The 16,326-nt window shown below is 65.2% G+C and carries 13 protein-coding genes; 8 read left to right on the forward strand and 5 right to left on the reverse strand.

What is annotated here, in order from left to right; translation table 11 throughout:
• Positions 1-7: 7 nt before the first annotated feature.
• The 3 genes from rsmA to MJO58_RS21910 form a co-directional block, all read right to left on the reverse strand.
• Positions 8-937: a 16S rRNA (adenine(1518)-N(6)/adenine(1519)-N(6))-dimethyltransferase RsmA gene (rsmA, locus tag MJO58_RS21900; RefSeq protein WP_090605888.1), complete on the reverse strand. Its 930-nt coding sequence runs from the start codon at positions 935-937 to the stop codon at positions 8-10.
• Positions 901-2,028: a resuscitation-promoting factor gene (locus tag MJO58_RS21905; protein ID WP_217493146.1), complete on the reverse strand. Its 1,128-nt coding sequence runs from the start codon at positions 2,026-2,028 to the stop codon at positions 901-903. The genes rsmA and MJO58_RS21905 overlap by 37 nt, the downstream gene beginning before the upstream one ends.
• A 143-nt stretch (positions 2,029-2,171) precedes the next feature.
• Positions 2,172-3,032 carry a TatD family hydrolase gene (locus MJO58_RS21910; protein WP_239720928.1) on the reverse strand — a complete coding sequence of 287 codons (861 nt, stop codon included), beginning with the start codon at positions 3,030-3,032 and terminating at the stop codon, positions 2,172-2,174.
• Between the two features lie 18 nt (positions 3,033-3,050).
• Here MJO58_RS21910 and metG point away from each other — a divergent pair, with 18 nt between their 5' ends.
• Positions 3,051-4,613, forward strand: a complete 1,563-nt coding sequence (gene metG / locus MJO58_RS21915; RefSeq protein WP_239720930.1) for a methionine--tRNA ligase — start codon at positions 3,051-3,053, stop codon at positions 4,611-4,613.
• A gap of 121 nt (positions 4,614-4,734) precedes the next feature.
• Positions 4,735-5,100: a PAS domain S-box protein gene (locus MJO58_RS21920; protein ID WP_090605896.1), complete on the forward strand. Its 366-nt coding sequence runs from the start codon at positions 4,735-4,737 to the stop codon at positions 5,098-5,100.
• 24 nt (positions 5,101-5,124) lie between these two features.
• Here MJO58_RS21920 and MJO58_RS21925 read toward each other — a convergent pair whose 3' ends face one another.
• Positions 5,125-5,820 carry a TetR/AcrR family transcriptional regulator gene (locus MJO58_RS21925; RefSeq protein ID WP_239720931.1) on the reverse strand — a complete coding sequence of 232 codons (696 nt, stop codon included), beginning with the start codon at positions 5,818-5,820 and terminating at the stop codon, positions 5,125-5,127.
• A gap of 126 nt (positions 5,821-5,946) precedes the next feature.
• On the reverse strand, positions 5,947-6,627 hold the full coding sequence (locus MJO58_RS21930; protein ID WP_090605902.1) for a TetR/AcrR family transcriptional regulator: 681 nt from the start codon (positions 6,625-6,627) through the stop codon (positions 5,947-5,949).
• A gap of 494 nt (positions 6,628-7,121) precedes the next feature.
• Between MJO58_RS21930 and MJO58_RS21935 the strand changes: the two genes are divergently transcribed.
• From MJO58_RS21935 to MJO58_RS21960, 6 genes are all read left to right on the forward strand, one after another.
• Positions 7,122-8,315 (forward strand): PPE family protein, encoded by a 1,194-nt coding sequence (locus MJO58_RS21935; RefSeq protein WP_090605905.1) that lies wholly within the window; start codon positions 7,122-7,124, stop codon positions 8,313-8,315.
• Between the two features lie 81 nt (positions 8,316-8,396).
• Positions 8,397-9,113, forward strand: coding sequence for a dTDP-4-dehydrorhamnose 3,5-epimerase family protein (locus MJO58_RS21940; RefSeq protein WP_239720932.1), 717 nt, complete (start codon positions 8,397-8,399; stop codon positions 9,111-9,113).
• Between the two features lie 29 nt (positions 9,114-9,142).
• The gene (locus MJO58_RS21945; RefSeq protein ID WP_175364302.1) at positions 9,143-10,615 is read left to right on the forward strand and encodes a sugar transferase; all 1,473 of its coding nucleotides are present in this window, start codon (positions 9,143-9,145) and stop codon (positions 10,613-10,615) included.
• Positions 10,616-10,625: 10 nt separating this feature from the next.
• Positions 10,626-12,089, forward strand: a complete 1,464-nt coding sequence (locus tag MJO58_RS21950) for a flippase (RefSeq protein WP_090605911.1) — start codon at positions 10,626-10,628, stop codon at positions 12,087-12,089.
• Positions 12,086-14,095 carry a glycosyltransferase gene (locus MJO58_RS21955; RefSeq protein ID WP_239720933.1) on the forward strand — a complete coding sequence of 670 codons (2,010 nt, stop codon included), beginning with the start codon at positions 12,086-12,088 and terminating at the stop codon, positions 14,093-14,095. The genes MJO58_RS21950 and MJO58_RS21955 overlap by 4 nt, the downstream gene beginning before the upstream one ends.
• Positions 14,096-14,350: 255 nt before the next feature.
• Positions 14,351-16,303 carry a hypothetical protein gene (locus MJO58_RS21960; protein WP_239720934.1) on the forward strand — a complete coding sequence of 651 codons (1,953 nt, stop codon included), beginning with the start codon at positions 14,351-14,353 and terminating at the stop codon, positions 16,301-16,303.
• The last annotated feature ends 23 nt before the right edge of the window (positions 16,304-16,326 follow it).

The raw sequence follows: 16,326 nt of genomic DNA on the forward strand, positions 1-16,326 counted from the left end.
GGCGCAGTCAGCTGCCGGAAGCCTGCGGTTGCGCGGGGTCGCCGGACCGGCGCAGCAGCCGGACGAAGTCGTCGATGGACAGAGTCTCGCCGCGGCGAGCGGGATCAATGCTGGCCGCCAGCAAGCGATTTGCCGATTCATTGCCCGAGCCCGCCCACTCCGAGAACGCGTTGCGAGACGTCTTGCGGCGTTGCGCGAAGGCGATGTCGACCAGCTCGAATACCTGGCGCCGGAAGGCGTCGTCGGTGGGCCACGGCGCGCTGTCGTACCGGTCGATGCGGACCAGCCCGGAGTAGACGCGGGGCACCGGCCAAAACACGGTCGGCGACACCATGCCGCACCGGCGAACCCGCCCGAAGAAGCGCGCCTTGACGCTGGGCACGCCGTACTCCTTGCCGCCCGGCTCGGCGGCCAGGCGCTCGGCGACCTCGGCTTGCACCATCACGGTGACGGTCTGCAGGGACGGAAATTCGGCAAGCAGATGCAGCAACGCCGGGACCGCGACGTTGTAGGGCAGATTCGCGACTAAGGCTGTTGGGCCTGTCGGCCTTGGGGCCAGCTCGTCGCGCCGCAGGTTCAACACGTCGCGGTTGAGCACCGTCAGCCGCTGGATCTCGCTGTGTGAGTGCTGGCCGACGGTCTGCGGCAACCGCTCGGCGAGTACCGGGTCGATTTCGATGGCGGTGACGGTGGCGCCGCGGTCGAGCAGCGCCAGTGTGAGCGAGCCGAGACCCGGGCCGACCTCCAGGACGTGGTCGGCGCGGCCGATTCCGGAGGTCGAAACTATTCGCCGGACCGTGTTCGCATCGTGGACAAAGTTCTGGCCCAACGATTTTCGTGGCCGAAACTCAAGTTCTTTGGCCAGCCGCCTGATATCCGTTCGTCCGAGCAGCTGGATCGTCAGCGCGCACCAGCTCTTCCGCTGCACACCGGCCAGGCGCCCCAGCCCTGGCGCTCCCTGGTCACCTCGGCGACCGTGATCTGCTCCTCGCGGCTGGCGAGGTCAGCCCGTGGGGCAAACCGCAACCCGCCGTTGCGCTCCCAGGTGCTTTGATCGAACTGCACGCCGCCGTAATAGCCGTTGCCGGTGTTGATCGCCCAGTTTCCGCCGGCCTCGCAGCCGGCGATGGCATCCCAGATGGACCCATCGGTCACCGGCGGCAGCTCGGTGCCGGGCTTGGTGCCCACCCGCACCACCGAGTCGCGGGCCGGCGCGATCACGATGTTGGCGATCGGCAGCCGGCCGGTCTCGACGCCGTTGACCGTGGCCACCGCGTAGGTCACGTCTTGGGTGCCCGGGCTACCCGGGTCCTCGACAACCTGGCGGCTCATGTTCATGTCGGGGTCTTCGACCTTGCGTGCGTTGGGCGCCAACGGGACCCGCTCGGTGACCTTCTCGATGCGGTTACGCGTCACCTGGATCTGCATGCCATCGACGATCGGCGCCGTCGCGGCGGGCACCACCTGGTCGCTGTCTTGCAGCGGCGCGCCCGCGGCACTCAGCAATCCCGCGACGTTGGGCGCCGGCAGGTGCACCATGCGGACGTTGCCGCCGTCGTTGATCTGGACGCTCTTCGCACTGACCACCGGCAGGGCCATGCCGGCCAGCGGAACCCGGCTGGCGCGCGAGGCGGCTGCCGGGGCGGTGTCGGTCATCGCCAGCTGGGCCAGCGCCTCGTCGACGGTGGAGGCCGTCGTCCACACCTGCTTGGTTTCGCTGCCGTCCAACGAGATCTGCAGTGGCCGGCTGCGGCGCAGGGTGATCTTGTCCGCGTTGTGAATCTGCACGTCGGCGGCGGGGTACAGGTCGTCACGCTGGTCGACGACATAGCCGTTCTCTTCGACGATGTCGATCACTTTCGACTTCATCGTCGTCACCCGCATCGCGATGCCGTCGACGGTCAACGTCACCGTCTTGGATACCGAGACCGCGAAACCGCCGGCGAATGCGAGTACTAGAAGCAGCCCCGCTACGACGAGCCGCAACAGCGGCGATGGGGTCTGATGAAGCCTTCTCAGTACAGTCAACGTGCCTCTACCCCGACCTCAGCAACCACTTAACGACCTACCCAGCAACATTCGACAACAGTGCAATAAACCAATGATTCGATCACAAGACGGTAACGAACCGGTCAAGCTGGAGCAACTCCGGCACGAACGTGTTGTGCAAATCACCCGCCCGATTCGCCGAGTCCGTAGACCCGCGCGGTATTGCTCGTGGTGATTCGGGCTAGTTCCTCCGCCGGGCGATCGACCAGCTCCGCGATCGCACGAACAGTATAGGGAAGGCAATACGGCTCGTTGGGTGCACCGCGGTAAGGATGTGGTGTCAAAAACGGCGCATCGGTCTCCACCAGCAGCTGTTCGGCCGGTACCAGCGGCACGGCCTCGCGCAGCGCGCGCGCATTACGGAAGCTCACCGTCCCGGACAGGCTGACAAACCACCCGGCGTCGGCGCAGCGACGGGCCATGGTGCTGTCGGACGAAAAGCAGTGGAAGATCACGGTGTCGGGCGCGCCCTCGGCGTCCAGCACGTCGAGCACCGCGGCGTCGGCGTCCCGGTTGTGAATCATCAGCGGCTTGCCGCACCGCTTGGCCAGGTCGATATGCCACGCGAAGGCGTCCCGCTGCACATCGGGCGCGGCGCAGCCGTCCAGCCGACCGGGCCAGTAGAGATCGATCCCGGTCTCCCCCACGGCCACCACCCGGGGATCGGCCACCAGCCGCTCGATCTCGGCGCGCACCGCGTCATCGAGGGCGTCGGCGCGCGTCGGGTGTAACGCCACCGCGGCGTACACGCGCGGGTCCCAGTAGGCCGCCCGGGCCGCCCAGCGTGCCGAATCCAGATCGTCGGCGATCGTCACGACGGCGCCCACGCCCACCGCGGCGGCACGGTCGACGATGGCCACCACGCCGTCGGCGTCGCGGGCGCCGCATGCGTCGAGGTGGGTGTGCGCATCGATCAGGGGCGCCAGCGGCTCCGGCGCGGGCGGCGCTTCTCGTTTACCAGGTCGGCTGGAGCTCACGCGCACACAATAGGGTTAATCTCGATGAGGCCCTATTACGTCACTACTGCGATCGCGTATCCGAACGGCGCGCCGCACGTGGGTCATGCCTACGAATACATCGCGACCGACGCGATCGCCCGCTTCAAGCGGCTCGACGGGTTCGACGTGCGCTTCCTGACCGGGACCGACGAGCACGGCCAGAAAGTCGCCGAGACCGCGGCCGCCGCGGGGATTCCAACCGCCGAGCTGGCTCGGCGCAATTCCGATGTGTTCCAACGCATGCAGGAAGCGCTGAACATTTCGTTCGACCGCTTCATTCGCACCACCGACGCCGACCATCACGAGGCGTCCAAAGAGATCTGGCGGCGCATGCAGGCGGCCGGAGACATCTATCTGGCTACCTATTCCGGGTGGTACTCGGTGCGCGACGAGCGCTACTTCAGCGACTCCGAGACCGAGGTGGTCGACGGCACCCGCATCGCGACCGAGACCGGCGCGCCGGTGACCTGGAGCGAGAAGGAGCAGACGTTCTTCTTCCGGCTCTCGGCGTACGCCGACAAGCTGCTGGCCCACTACGAGGCCCACCCCGACTTCATCGGACCCGAGGTGCGGCGCAACGAGGTCGTCAGCTTCGTCTCGGGCGGGCTGACCGATTTCTCGATCTCGCGAACCACCTTCGACTGGGGCGTGCAGGTTCCCGAGCAGCCCGACCACGTCATGTACGTCTGGGTCGACGCGCTGACCAACTACCTGACCGGCGCCGGATTCCCCGACACCGATTCGGAGTTGTTCCGCCGCTACTGGCCCGCCGATCTGCACATGATCGGCAAGGACATCATCCGGTTCCACGCGGTCTACTGGCCGGCGTTTTTGATGTCGGCCGGCATCGAGCTGCCGAGAAGGGTTTACGCGCACGGGTTCTTGCACAACCGCGGCGAGAAGATGAGCAAGTCGGTGGGCAACACCATCGACCCGGTGGCGTTGGCCGAGGCGTTCGGCGTGGACCAGTTGCGCTACTTCCTGCTGCGCGAGGTGCCGTTCGGCCAGGACGGCAGCTACAGCGAAGAGGCCATCATCAACCGGATCAACACCGATCTGGCCAACGAGTTGGGGAACCTGGCGCAGCGGTCGTTGTCGATGATCGCCAAGAACCTCGACGGGGTGATGCCCGAACCCGGCGAGTTCACCGCCGCCGACTCCAGCCTGCTCGCGACGGCCGACGCGTTGCTGGAGCGGGTGCGCGCGCATTTCGACGAGCAGGCCATGCATTTGGCGCTCGAGGCGATCTGGCTGATGCTGGGCGAGGCGAACCGATACTTTTCGGCCGAGCAGCCGTGGGTGTTGCGCAAGAGCGAATCCGCGGCGGACCAGGTGCGCTTTCGGACCGTGCTCTACACGACCTGCGAGGCGGTCCGCATCGCGGCTCTGCTGGTTGCGCCGGTGATGCCGGAGTCGGCCGGAAAGCTGCTGGACCTGCTCGGGCAGGCCCACGACCAGCGAACGTTTGCCGCGGTCGCTGCGCGGCTAACCCCGGGCTCGGTGCTGCCGGCGCCTGCCGGTGTGTTTCCCCGGTACCAGCCGGCTTCCGAAAACGAGAACGAATAACGAATGGCAGCAACCGCCGTCAGGGCACGCGACAAGAAATATGTGCAACATGACCTCTGGCATAGACCATAATCGCTCTGTGGAGCGACGACAGAATCGGCACCAGCACAATCAATCGCCGATGACCACCTTGAAGCAGCTGCCTGCCCTGGTGGTGCTGGAGCGGATTCCGGTCCCGGTGCTGGCGGTCGGCGACGACGGCGCGATCTTGTTCACCAACACCGCATTCGCCGAAATGGTGGGCTACGAATCCGAAGAGGTGCTGGCGCTGCGCTTCGGCGAGGTTTTCCACCGGGCTCCTGACTCGGAATCCTCGCTGCTGTCGGTCGTCCATGCCCTGGCGAACGAGGTCGTCGAATTGGCACATAAGGACGGCTCGGTCGTGCGCGCGCTAATGAGCAAGTCGGTGGGAATGCGCGCCGACGATCGATTCGCCCTGGCGACCTTCCAGGACCTGACCGAGCAGCTGTGGGACGACGAGCACTAAGTCGAGCCGTAGCGTAGCGCTGAGCTAGCTGGTTTCGTCTTGCACCGCGGTCGTTTCGGCCCGGGCATGACGCATTTTTTCGCGAGCAAGAAATTGCCGGAAGTAAGGCTGCGACGGTTCCGAGACGATCCCCGGCAGGAGCAGCTCCCAAATCTTAGCCAGGCGCTCGACGCCGTCCCCAGCGCTCTTCTCGCTGTCGTGCCCGAATACCGCGTTGGACAGCAATCGCATTCCCAAGACAGCGCCGATGATCGACTCACCGATTACTGTTGCGTCGGCGTCTTTGCGCAGATCTCCTTCAGCGATTGCCCGCCGCGCCTCGGTAGCCATCAGCTCGATCATGTCCGTACAGAAAGACCCGGCAGCGGTGTTGAAGCCACCCAGGGTGCGGATCAAATCTTCAGCGGCACTGGCGATTTCGTCGGTGCTCAGCACTTTGACGATCGTGAAGGTGCCGTGCAGTAAGTTCTCGAGACCCGGTGATGACGACCCGCACACATCGCGGAAAGCGCTGAGCAGCTTGGCGGAGCCTTCCTCAATGATGGCTGACGCCAACGCTTCTTTGGAATCAAAATGATGGTAGAGGGCGCCCTTGGTCATTCCCGTGCGCTCGATGATCGCGCTCCACCCGGCGGCCGCATACCCGACCTCGCCGAACACTTCGATTGCGGCTGCGAGAATCTTTCGCCGAGTCGCTTCAGACCGAACCTCGCGCGCCATTGCCGCTATGCCTCCGGACCCTCATCGGTGCGCAGATTCTGTTGACCTCGTCTCACATTGCCTCGCAAGCAGATTAACAGCCGCAACAGCCCTATCGACTAACCCCCGCTAACCCACGCGCCGTCGCTACTCCGGCGACTCTTCGTCAGCAGAACTGGAGTTGATTGCGAGCATCGCACGCCGCCTGAGGAATTGACCGAAGTATTCGAAACGGTCCGGCTGCAGAACGCCCGTCAGGATAAAGGTCCAACACTTTTCCAGGTCGAGCAGGAACCGTTCGGGTTCATCCAGCGAGCTGGTTTGTCGCAGTCCCATGTGCAGGGACACCAACAGGCGCCCCACATCCTCTGGATCACACCGCTGATCGACGTCGCCTTCGGCGATTGCTTGCTGGACGACGGCGGCCAAGGATTTGACCCAGTCGTCCAATAACTTCGCCTGCAGACCCCGCGTCCGGCCCACCGACTCGACGAGGTTGAGACCCGCACGCACGGCATCGGTCTTGATGTCTCCAACGGCGATCAGGTACGAGAAGTCGATAAGGGTCTCGAGGCCCGACAGCCCCCGCTTCAATACTTCTTGTACAGCGCTGGCACCCGCGGCGGTCTGCATTTCGATGATCGCGACGGCCAAGGCGTGCTTCGACTTGAAGTGGAAGTACATGGCGCCCTTGGTCAGTTCAGCCTCGGCGAGGATGTCGTCGAGCCCGACGTCGTGGTAGGCGCGGCGCGCGAACTGGTGAGAGGCGGCTCTCAAAATCTGCCGCCGCGTCGCATCCGCGCGGCCATCGTGGGACTGGGAAGTCATCGGATCGGGGAACTCACGTTTGCGATGCCACCCGATCGCTTGTTGACGAGGCCAGCGTCCGCATCACGGTCTTCCGCCTCCCCAATGTCGATGCCGTCAAGCACCTCGCTGCTACAGCCGTCGAGAGCGAATACTCACCGAGTGTCTCAAGCGGCAGTTGGGCACTACTGAGGTTAGCAGTCCCGGCAGCCGCAGCTTCGGGTCGGCGATCTGCAACTTTAGATACCCACAGTCAAGATCACACCATTATTTTGGACTAAAGGTATGCTTTATACGCTACAATAGAGGTATCAGTTTGGTAGTCGGCTTAGGGGAAATCATATGTTGCTGGACACGATGCAGTCAGGTCGCCTGGCCGCGTTGGCCGGCACGCCCGGAATTCCCGACACGGCGACGATCGACGGAATGTCGGCCGCAACAGCTTACTCCGACGGTATCGTTCCAGGTCAGGCGCCGCCCAGCCCGTTGCGGCGGACTGACTCGGGGGATTGAACGTGGTCGATTTTGGCGCGCTGCCGCCGGAGATCAACTCCACCAGGATGTATGCCGGGCCCGGCCCGTTGTCGTTGTCTGCCGCCGCGACGGCCTGGGACAACCTCGCCGCGGAGCTGCATTTCGTCGCGAGCTCGTACCGGACGGTGATTGCCGGCCTGACCACCGGACGGTGGATGGGGCCGTCGTCGCTGTCCATGGCATCCGCCTTCGGTCCTTACGTGGCATGGACGACGGGGGCAGCCGCGCGGGCCGCCGAGGCGGCGGGCCAAGCCAGACTTGCCGTGGAGGCTTACGAGGCCGCGTTCGCGATGACCGTCCCACCTCCGGTGGTGTTCGCTAACCGCGCCCAACTCGCAACGCTGACCGCCACCAACTACTTCGGCCAGAACTCGCCGGCGATCGCGGCTAACGAAGCCCAGTACGGCGAGATGTGGGCGCAGGACGCCGCGGCGATGTACCAATACGCCGCGAACTCCGCGATCGCGACCGACGTAACACCCTTCACCGACGCACCACAAGTGACGGATACGAACGGGTTGACCTCCCAAGAGGTCGCGGTCGCCAAGGCTACTGGCCTCTCGGCAGGCGATCAGGCGGCGATGCAGAGCCTGGTGCAGACGGTGCCCTCGACCCTGGACGCGATGTCGACGCCGGTCAGCTTCGCGTCCACGAGTCTGCTCGGGGACACGGCCTCGGGATTGGCCGGCTTGGGGCTCGACCCGACAACCGTTTCCACGCTCAGCAACGTCGCGGCCATCTGGATCATGGCCGTGCCTACTCCGCTGTATGCGCTGTCCAGCCTCTTTGGCATCGCCCAGAGCAGCCAAGCCATGGGGATGGCCACTGTCCCCATCGGCGCCGACGCCGCCGCGGCAGGCGTCGGCGCCGCCGAAGCGGCCACTGCCGGCGCGGCCGGGCTGGGTAACGCGGGCGTGCTCGGCACCATGGGCTCGGCAGCCTCCTTGGGGCCGCTTTCGATTCCGCAGGGTTGGACGAGCGTGATTCCGCCGGCACCGGTCGGCGGCGCCGTGACAGCCCTGCCCGGCGCCGCGGCCGGTGCATCTTCGATGCCAAGCATGTTGGGCGGAGTGCCATTGCGGGCTCCGGGCAGCGGCGCAGGCCCCACCCCCGGGCCGCGCTACGGCTTGGTCCCCACCGTCATGGCACAGCCACCGTCCGCCGGGTACGGATAACCGCGCGAGTCTGCGGTGGCCACGCATGCGCAGCGGACGACTATTCGGCCCGAGGAGCGGCTGTCCCGAAAGGAGACATAAGTGAAGTATTCGCCTACGCGCATCGCGGGGGTCACGATCGTCGACATCGAACCCACCAGCGATCATCGCGGGTTCGTCTCGCAGTCCTTCTCCGCCCAGGAATTCGCCGAAATCGGGCTGATGGGCGATGTGGTGCAGACGGAAATATTGTTCAACCACACCCGGGGCACGGTGCGCGGCCTACACCGTCAGCCACCACCGTCCACCGAGGCGAGGCTCATTCGCTGCACTCGCGGTGCGATCGCCGAAGTCGTGGTGGACTTGCGTCCTGAGTCGCCCAGCTACGGCGATCACGTCATTGTGGAGTTGAGCGCCGACAACCACCGGGCGCTGTTCGTCCCGCCTCATTTCGCGCACGGATTCCAGACCCTGCGGGACAAGACCGAAGTAAGCATCCAGATCAGCGGCGCCCAGGCGCCCTCCGGCGCAGAGGGCTTTCGGTTCAGCGAACCGGAGTTCGGAATCAAATGGCCGCTGCCGGTCACGGTGATCTCCGAAGCGGACGCCAGCTGGCCGAAATTGGCGCCCGCCGGAAAAGACGTCGTCGTCAAGGTGGATGTCGACCGGCTGTTGGCCGAACGGTCGACGTGCGATCCCCCCGCTATCATGGCGCGCCCCGTGCGCTGGCCCGTTCACCTCAGCGAATACGGCTCGCCATCCGGAACGCGGTTCGCTATGGACGACCTTCGACATCACCACGAAACCGGGTCGGCGTAGCCATTTTTCAGTACCAGCCGACCGGCAGCGTGTCTGAAGCCGCGCTTACCTTGCCAACCACCGGTGGCCGCAACCTCCGTCGGTGGCAAAAGAAGTATGCGATCCGCGTGCGGGTCACCGACGCGTTGATCGTCACCGGCTCGGTGATGCTGGCGCAGTTGATCCGGTTCGGGGGTTCGCCATCGGCCTCCGGTTACGACGGCGCTGTGATGACGCTGTTCTCGGTTGTCTTCGCGCTGCTCTGGCTCTCGTCGCTCGAAATCTTTCAAACCCGCTCGACGCGCGTCATCGGTGGTGGCCTCGACGAATACCGTCGCGTGGCCCACGCGTCGTTCCAGACGTTCGGGATCATCGCGATCATCACGCTGCTGGCCAAGATCGAACTCGCCCGCGGGTACCTCGCCGTCGCGCTTCCGGTCGGCACGCTGGGATTGCTGGTCAGCCGCAACATGTGGCGCCGGTATGTCGGCCGCAAGCGCGCGCAGGGTGCTTACCAGACCAGAGTGCTGGCGATCGGGGACCGATCCGGTGTCGAGCACCTCGCCCGGGAACTGCTGCGTAACCCGAAAGACGGCTACGCCATGGTCGGCGTCTGCATTCCGGGATACGGACTGCCGCACGGCGAGACGCTCGAGGTCAGCGGCCAGGAGATCCCCATTCTCGGCGACGACACTCATGCGGCGGCCGGGATCTCCGCTTGTGGAGCGGACACCGTGGCGGTGGCCCGCACGGAGCAATTCGGGGAACAGCGCATCCGAGAACTGATGTGGCAGTTGGAAACCATGGATATCGACCTGGTGGTGTCGCCGGGGGTCATGGACGTCGCCAATGCACGATTGGCGCTGCGGCCTTACGCGGGCTTTCCGCTGCTGCACGTGGAAAAACCCCAATATGAAGAGACCAACCGCTTTCAGAAGCGAGCCTTCGACTTCTGTTTCGCGCTGGCCGCCATCGTCGTCACATTTCCGGTCATGCTCGTGTGCGCCGTCGCCATCAGGCTGACGAGCAAGGGGCCGGTCTTCTACCGAGCCGAGCGCATCGGCCTCGATGGCAAGCCATTCACGATGCTCAAATTCCGCACCATGGTCGACGGTGCCGACCAACAGGTCGAGGATCTGCTGGCGCGCAACGACAGCGCCGGGGGCGTGTTGTTCAAGATGCGCGAGGATCCCCGCATCACACGTGTCGGCAAGGTGCTGCGCAAGCTCAGCATCGATGAGTTGCCGCAATTCATCAACGTGCTCAAGCAGGACATGAGCGTCGTCGGCCCACGGCCGCCGCTGCGGCGCGAGGTGGACACCTATGACGTCGAAGCGCGGCGCCGGTTGCTGGTGAAGCCGGGCGTCACCGGATTGTGGCAAGTCAGCGGCCGTTCAGACCTTTCCTGGGAAGATTCGGTCCGGTTGGATCTGTCCTATGTCGATAACTGGTCGATGGCCGGCGATCTGATGATCGTCGCCAAGACCATCAAGGTCGTCCTGGTAGGCGACGGAGCCTACTGATGAAACAGCGATGACGGAACCGGTCGTCGACCCAGCGGTCACGCCGTCGGTGCCGCTGTCGAAAATTGCGCACGCCTACGCGATCCAGCTGATCTGCCGGGCGCTGGGAATGCTGGCGTCGGTCGTCTCGGTCGCGATGACCGCCCGCTACCTGGGTCCCGGACCGTACGGTCAGCTCACGATCGCGGTCGTCTTCATCGGGATGTGGTCCAGCCTGGCTGATCTCGGCATTGGGACCGTCATCGTCCGCCGGGTGACGTCCGGCCGGGGCGAGCTCGAGCGGCTCGTTCGGGTCAACAGCGGCCTGTCTGTGCTCTACTGCCTGCCACTCGCGGCGATGGCAGCGCTCACCGGATTGCTGATCTACCACGACCGTGACGTGCGCGTGATGCTCGTGGTGCTGTCCGGGCAGTTGCTGTTGATGACGATGACCACTCGGTTCGAGCCGGTCTTCATGGCCACGGTCAAGTTCTCCGCGGTGGCCATCTCCGACGTGGCCAGCCGGCTCGGCGTGCTGGCGGCGGTCTGCTGGCTGGTGGCCGGCCACGCCGACGTGATCTGGTTCGCGGTGATCCAGCTCATCCCGCCGGTCCTGCAGTTGCTGATCCAAGGAACCGCCGCGGCGCGACACGTTTCTCTGCGTCCCATCTTCGCGCCGCGGGAGACGGTGGAGTTGCTGCGGGAGAGCCTGCCGCTGATGGGCGTCATGGTGGTCGCCCTGGTGTACTGGCGCGCCGACGGCGTCCTGCTGTCGGTACTGAGCACTCATTCCGAGGTCGGCGTCTACGGGTTGGCCTACACGCTTGCGTTCAACACCGAGGTGCTGGCGATCTTCTTCCTCAAGTCCTCGCTGTCCACAGCCACCGAGCTCTTCTCCCGCGATGTCCCCGCGTTCGCCCAGTTCCTCGGCCGCAGCGTCGAATTGATGTACTTCATGATGGTGCCGGTCGCGGTGGTCGGCGCACTACTGGCCCGGCCGTTGATTGGCTTATTCGGTGACCAGGCCTTCGTCGCGCGCGGTACTCCTACCCTGGCACTGCTGTTGGTTGCGGCCGGATTGCGTTGCATCGCAAGCACTCTCGGACAGGGTCTGTTCGCCTCGCATCAACAACAGTTCTTGTTCCGGGTCTGGATCATCACCCTGGCACTTAACGTGGTGCTGAATCTTGTTCTGGCCCCGCGGTTCGGCGCTGTCGGTGCCGGTATCGCATTGGTGTGCACGGAGCTGTTCAGCGTGGCGGCCGCCAGCTGGCAACTGCGCCGCAAGTCCGGCTACCGCGAGCCGCTGGCATTCGTGCTGCGGCTGCTCGTGCCGACCGCGGCCGGCGTCGCGGTGGTGCTGTTACTCCCCCACCTGCACGTGGTGGTGGTGCTGCTGCTCGCGGCTGCCGTTTACCTGATCGTCAATCTGGCAATCGGGCCCGTGAAATGGTCAATGCTGGCCTCGCTCACCGGAAAAAAGATGCCGGCATGACCCGGGTAAGGGATCGGGCATATCTGAGACGCCCGACCGGTGATGCGGCGCCGCTGCCTTCCGCGCGGTCGCTCGCCGTGCTGATCGTGACCGACAAGAACCACGGCTCGTTAGAGAAATGTCTTGCCGGCGTCGCCGAGCAACTGCCCGAGCTGCCCGTCTATGTGTACGAGAACAGCGGTGATGGATCTCCCGGTCGCGAGGAGCTCCTGGTCCGGCACCCCGCGGTCCATTGGGTGCTGGGGTCGGCGCGGCTTGGCGTCGGTGCGGCGTTCAACGCACTGGTGGAGAATGCGCCGAGCGACGCGGACCTGCTGCTGTTGAGTCCCGCCACGCAGCTACGGGGACCGTTGACGCGCACCCGAGAGCTGCTTCGTCAGTCGCATGTGGCGGCGGTCTCGCCGATGGCGCATACCAGCGCTGCAACCGATCGGGTCCCATGGGACCACGCGATGCGCCGCCCCACGCTGCTGCGTGCCCTTGTTGGTGCCGCTGGATACTCGAATGCGCTACGCCGAACGCCGATTTCGGCCCGGTACCCGCACCAGCCCACCGAGTCGGACGGCGTCGACGGCTATATCGACAGCGGCTGCCTGGCGATCAGCCGCGCGGCGTGGAACACGATCGGCGGCTTCGACGAGGAGTTCTTCGGCTACGGCGCCGACGTCGATTGGCAGACGCGCGCCCACGCGGCGGGCTGGCAGATCCTGCTCGCCGATGAGATCGGCTTCGACACCGCCGATCCGGTGGCGGACTTCGGCGCGCTCGAGACAGACGCGATGCCCGACCTCCCCGACGACGAAGGCCGTCGCGACCGCGACTTGACGCGCACCAACACCGCGCTGGTCCTTGAGCACCGGATAAGCGTCCACCATGCGGACGTATACCTGCTCGGAACAACGCTTTTGGATCGGATACAGGCCCCGAAGCGAGCGGCCCGCCGGGCAGCGCGGCGCAACCGGGGCAACGGTCTGCCGACGATCGTGATCGTAACCAATCGTCTGGTGTTCGGCGGCGCCGAGCGGCAGAAGGCATTGCTGGCAGCCGAATTGGTTCGTCGCGGCTACCCGGTGACCATCGTGTGCGTACAACGGTTCGGCCCGATGATCGACGAAATTCCACCGAGCGTGCGGGTGGTACGCCAGCCCTGGTGGGCTCCGGTCGTCGACCTGCCCGAAGGTCCGGCGGTGTTGATCAGTGGCGACACCAACACCGAGACGGGCTTCGGCACACTATGGCGGGCCTCCGGCCGGCAGCGGCGCTGGCTGGTCGCCCCGCATACCCCTCCCGAGGAGCACGAGCCGATCTACTCGCGGCCACTAGCGGCCGCGATGTCGCGCTCGGACGGCTTTATCGTTCTGGCGCAACGACATTGGGATATGATCGCTGCACACCATCGGTTGACCGGGCGGCGCTTCGTGGCGCCCAACGGCGTCCCCTTCGAGGGAAAGCCGACCCAGCGGGTCCGCCCAGCGGATGCCCCGGTGCATTTGGTGATGCTTTCGCGGATCGTCGAGCACAAGAAGCCCCACCTCCTGGTCGAGGCACTCGCCGGCCTAACGGAATTGCCTTGGGAGTTATCGATATTCGGCGATGGTCCCGATCGAGCGGAACTCGAAGCCCGCACCCCCGCGGCGCTACGCGACCGGGTGCATTGGCGCGGCTGGTCACCCGGCCCCGAACATGCGCTGGCCGAGGCCGATGTGATGTGCCTGCCCAGCCGCCTGGAAGCGTTTCCGTTGGTGATCCTCGAGGCCATGGGGCGAGCCATACCGGTTGTGTCATCGGCGGTCTGCGCGGTTCCGGAAATGCTGGATTTCGGAAAGGCGGGCTTCCTCGTCGATCCCGTCACGGTGCAGGGCTGGCGAGAACGCTTGGCCAAGATACTGGCCGACCCGGCCGCGCTGCCCTCGGTCGGATTGCGTGGCTATGAGCGCATGCGCACGCACTACACCGTGGAAGCGATGACCGATGCCTACCTCGACGCGATAGATGCGGTCCTGTGAACGATTGCGACGCTCAGGTGGTGGACCGGCCGCGCAACTCGTATGCGCCACTACACCTTTCAGCAATGACGAAGCAAGTAAAGACGGTTTTGCCTCGCGCCGACCGCGTACCGGAAGGGAATTAAGATCAGCGACAAGCGGATTCGCGACCTGGAATCGGGCCGCGATGCTCATCGACGACCAGAAGCCCTTGTGTCCTCGCGCCTTGACAGCATCGGGCCTAATCGGCGTGACTCGGCTGCCTACAATGCAGCGATGATACGGAGTCTGCCGCGCCGGCTTGGAGCACTGGCCGGGGTCATCGCGATGCTTCTCTTGGTGGCGCCGCCCGCAACGGCGGACCCGCCCAGCGTCGGCGGGGCCCTGATCGAGGCTCCGACCATCCCGCTGCCCAATCTCGGCGCGCAGAGCACGATCGAGTTCTATCCCCACCGTGAGCTTTCCATCACCGGTCTGACGTTTGCGGTGCCCGAGGGACTGACCCCGGCCTCGTTGAACGCGACGCTCGAAATCCCGGTCAATCTGCGGTTCGGCAATCTGACGGTCACCCAGGACGATCGCACCATCAGCCGGTTGGAGTTGCCGACCAAGGACCAGACTCCAATGGTCATTCCTCTTGCCGGAACGAAGGTCACCGGTAATTCGGTCAGCCTCACCCTGACCGCGACGGTCCTTCCGCTGGAAAATTACTGCTGGGACCCGCTGACCCCGATCCGGCTCGTCAACGGATCGATCACGTTTACCGGCGGCGAAGTCGCACCGAAGACCATCGCCGACTTCCTGCCTCCGGTGATCCGCAAACTGACCATCGTCGTGCCGCCGAAGCCGACGCAGCAGGAGACCGACGCGGCGGTACAACTGGCGGCCGCCCTGGAAGACCGCTACGGCGGCCAGAATCCGCAAGTCGCGGTCGAAGCCCTCTACGACCGCAGCAGCACCGCGGTGGATCCGTCGCTCCCCCTCGAACGGCAGATCATCATCAGAGAGGGCCCGGAGAAGGGCCTTGCACTGCAGGGCACCACGGGCGTTCCCTCACTGGTGATCTCGGGGACCGGGGACGACCTCACCAACCAGACCCGTCTGCTGACCGATCCCTCGGTGAAGTTCGCCGACGGCGTCACCGCGGTGGCCGGACCGCTGCCGAACAAGCAGAAGCTGGCCGCCGATACCACCACGCTTGAACAACTGAATCAGACCGGGCTCAGCGCGGAGGACCTGTGGCCCGACGTGAGCATCAGCCTGGAACAGACCCGATGGGGCCATTCGCTCGACCACATCCGGGTGCACGTGCTCGGCTCGCACACACCGCTGCCCAACAATTTCGGCGGCGAAGTGCTCGCGTCGGTCGCCGGGCAGACGGTCAACCGCTGGCCGGCCGAGGCCAACGGCACGATCGATCACTGGGTGGACATTCCGGACAAGCTGCTGTCCCGCGCGACCAGCCTGTCGATCAAGGTGCACACCACTGGGGACGCCGGACACTGCGGCGAGTACCTCCCGATCACCCTGAAAATCGACCCTAAAACCGAGGTTCAGACCGGCCGTGCCGATCCGCCTATGCCGAAAGGCTTTCCGTCCATCCCGCAGTCTCTGATGACCCCACGCATTCAAGTCGGCATCACTGACGACGCGTTCAACGACACCGTGCGCGCGGTCCAGATCGTGGTCGGCCTGCAACAGATGTCCGCGGTGCCCCTGACGACCAAGGTCACCAGCCTCAAGCAAGCGATCGACAGCCACGACCCGGCGGTGCTGATCTCGGCCGGCGCGTGGCCGGTGCAGACGATCCCGCTGCCGTTCAACGCCGAAAACGGCAACATCACGATCGAGGGTTTGGATTCCGGGGGCGAGTCCGTCTCGCTCACCCTCGATCCCTCGATCCACTTCGGCTCGCTGCAAACCACATACGACGGTCACCGCTCGATTCTGATCGCCACGTCCAACGCTGCCCCTCAGCAGCTCGATGAATTGCTGCGGTGGCTGGCCGCCGAGCCGGGCCGCTGGTTCGGGCTCGACGGCCGAGAGGTTATCGACGTGCCCGGCAAAGAACCGATCACGATTGCCAATCCGCCCAGCGACATCGCGGTACCACAGCCCAAACACGAGGACGACTACACGTGGTTGTGGTGGATTGGCGGCGCCTGGGTGCTGGCAGTCGCGATCGGGGGCGGCGTGCTCGTGTACCGGGCCCGACGAAACTCAGTCTGAATCGGCGCGCTTTTAGCTAGAGA

Origin of the sequence: Mycobacterium lentiflavum (assembly GCF_022374895.2) — a bacterium.
Taxonomy (GTDB): Bacteria; Actinomycetota; Actinomycetes; order Mycobacteriales; family Mycobacteriaceae; genus Mycobacterium; species Mycobacterium lentiflavum.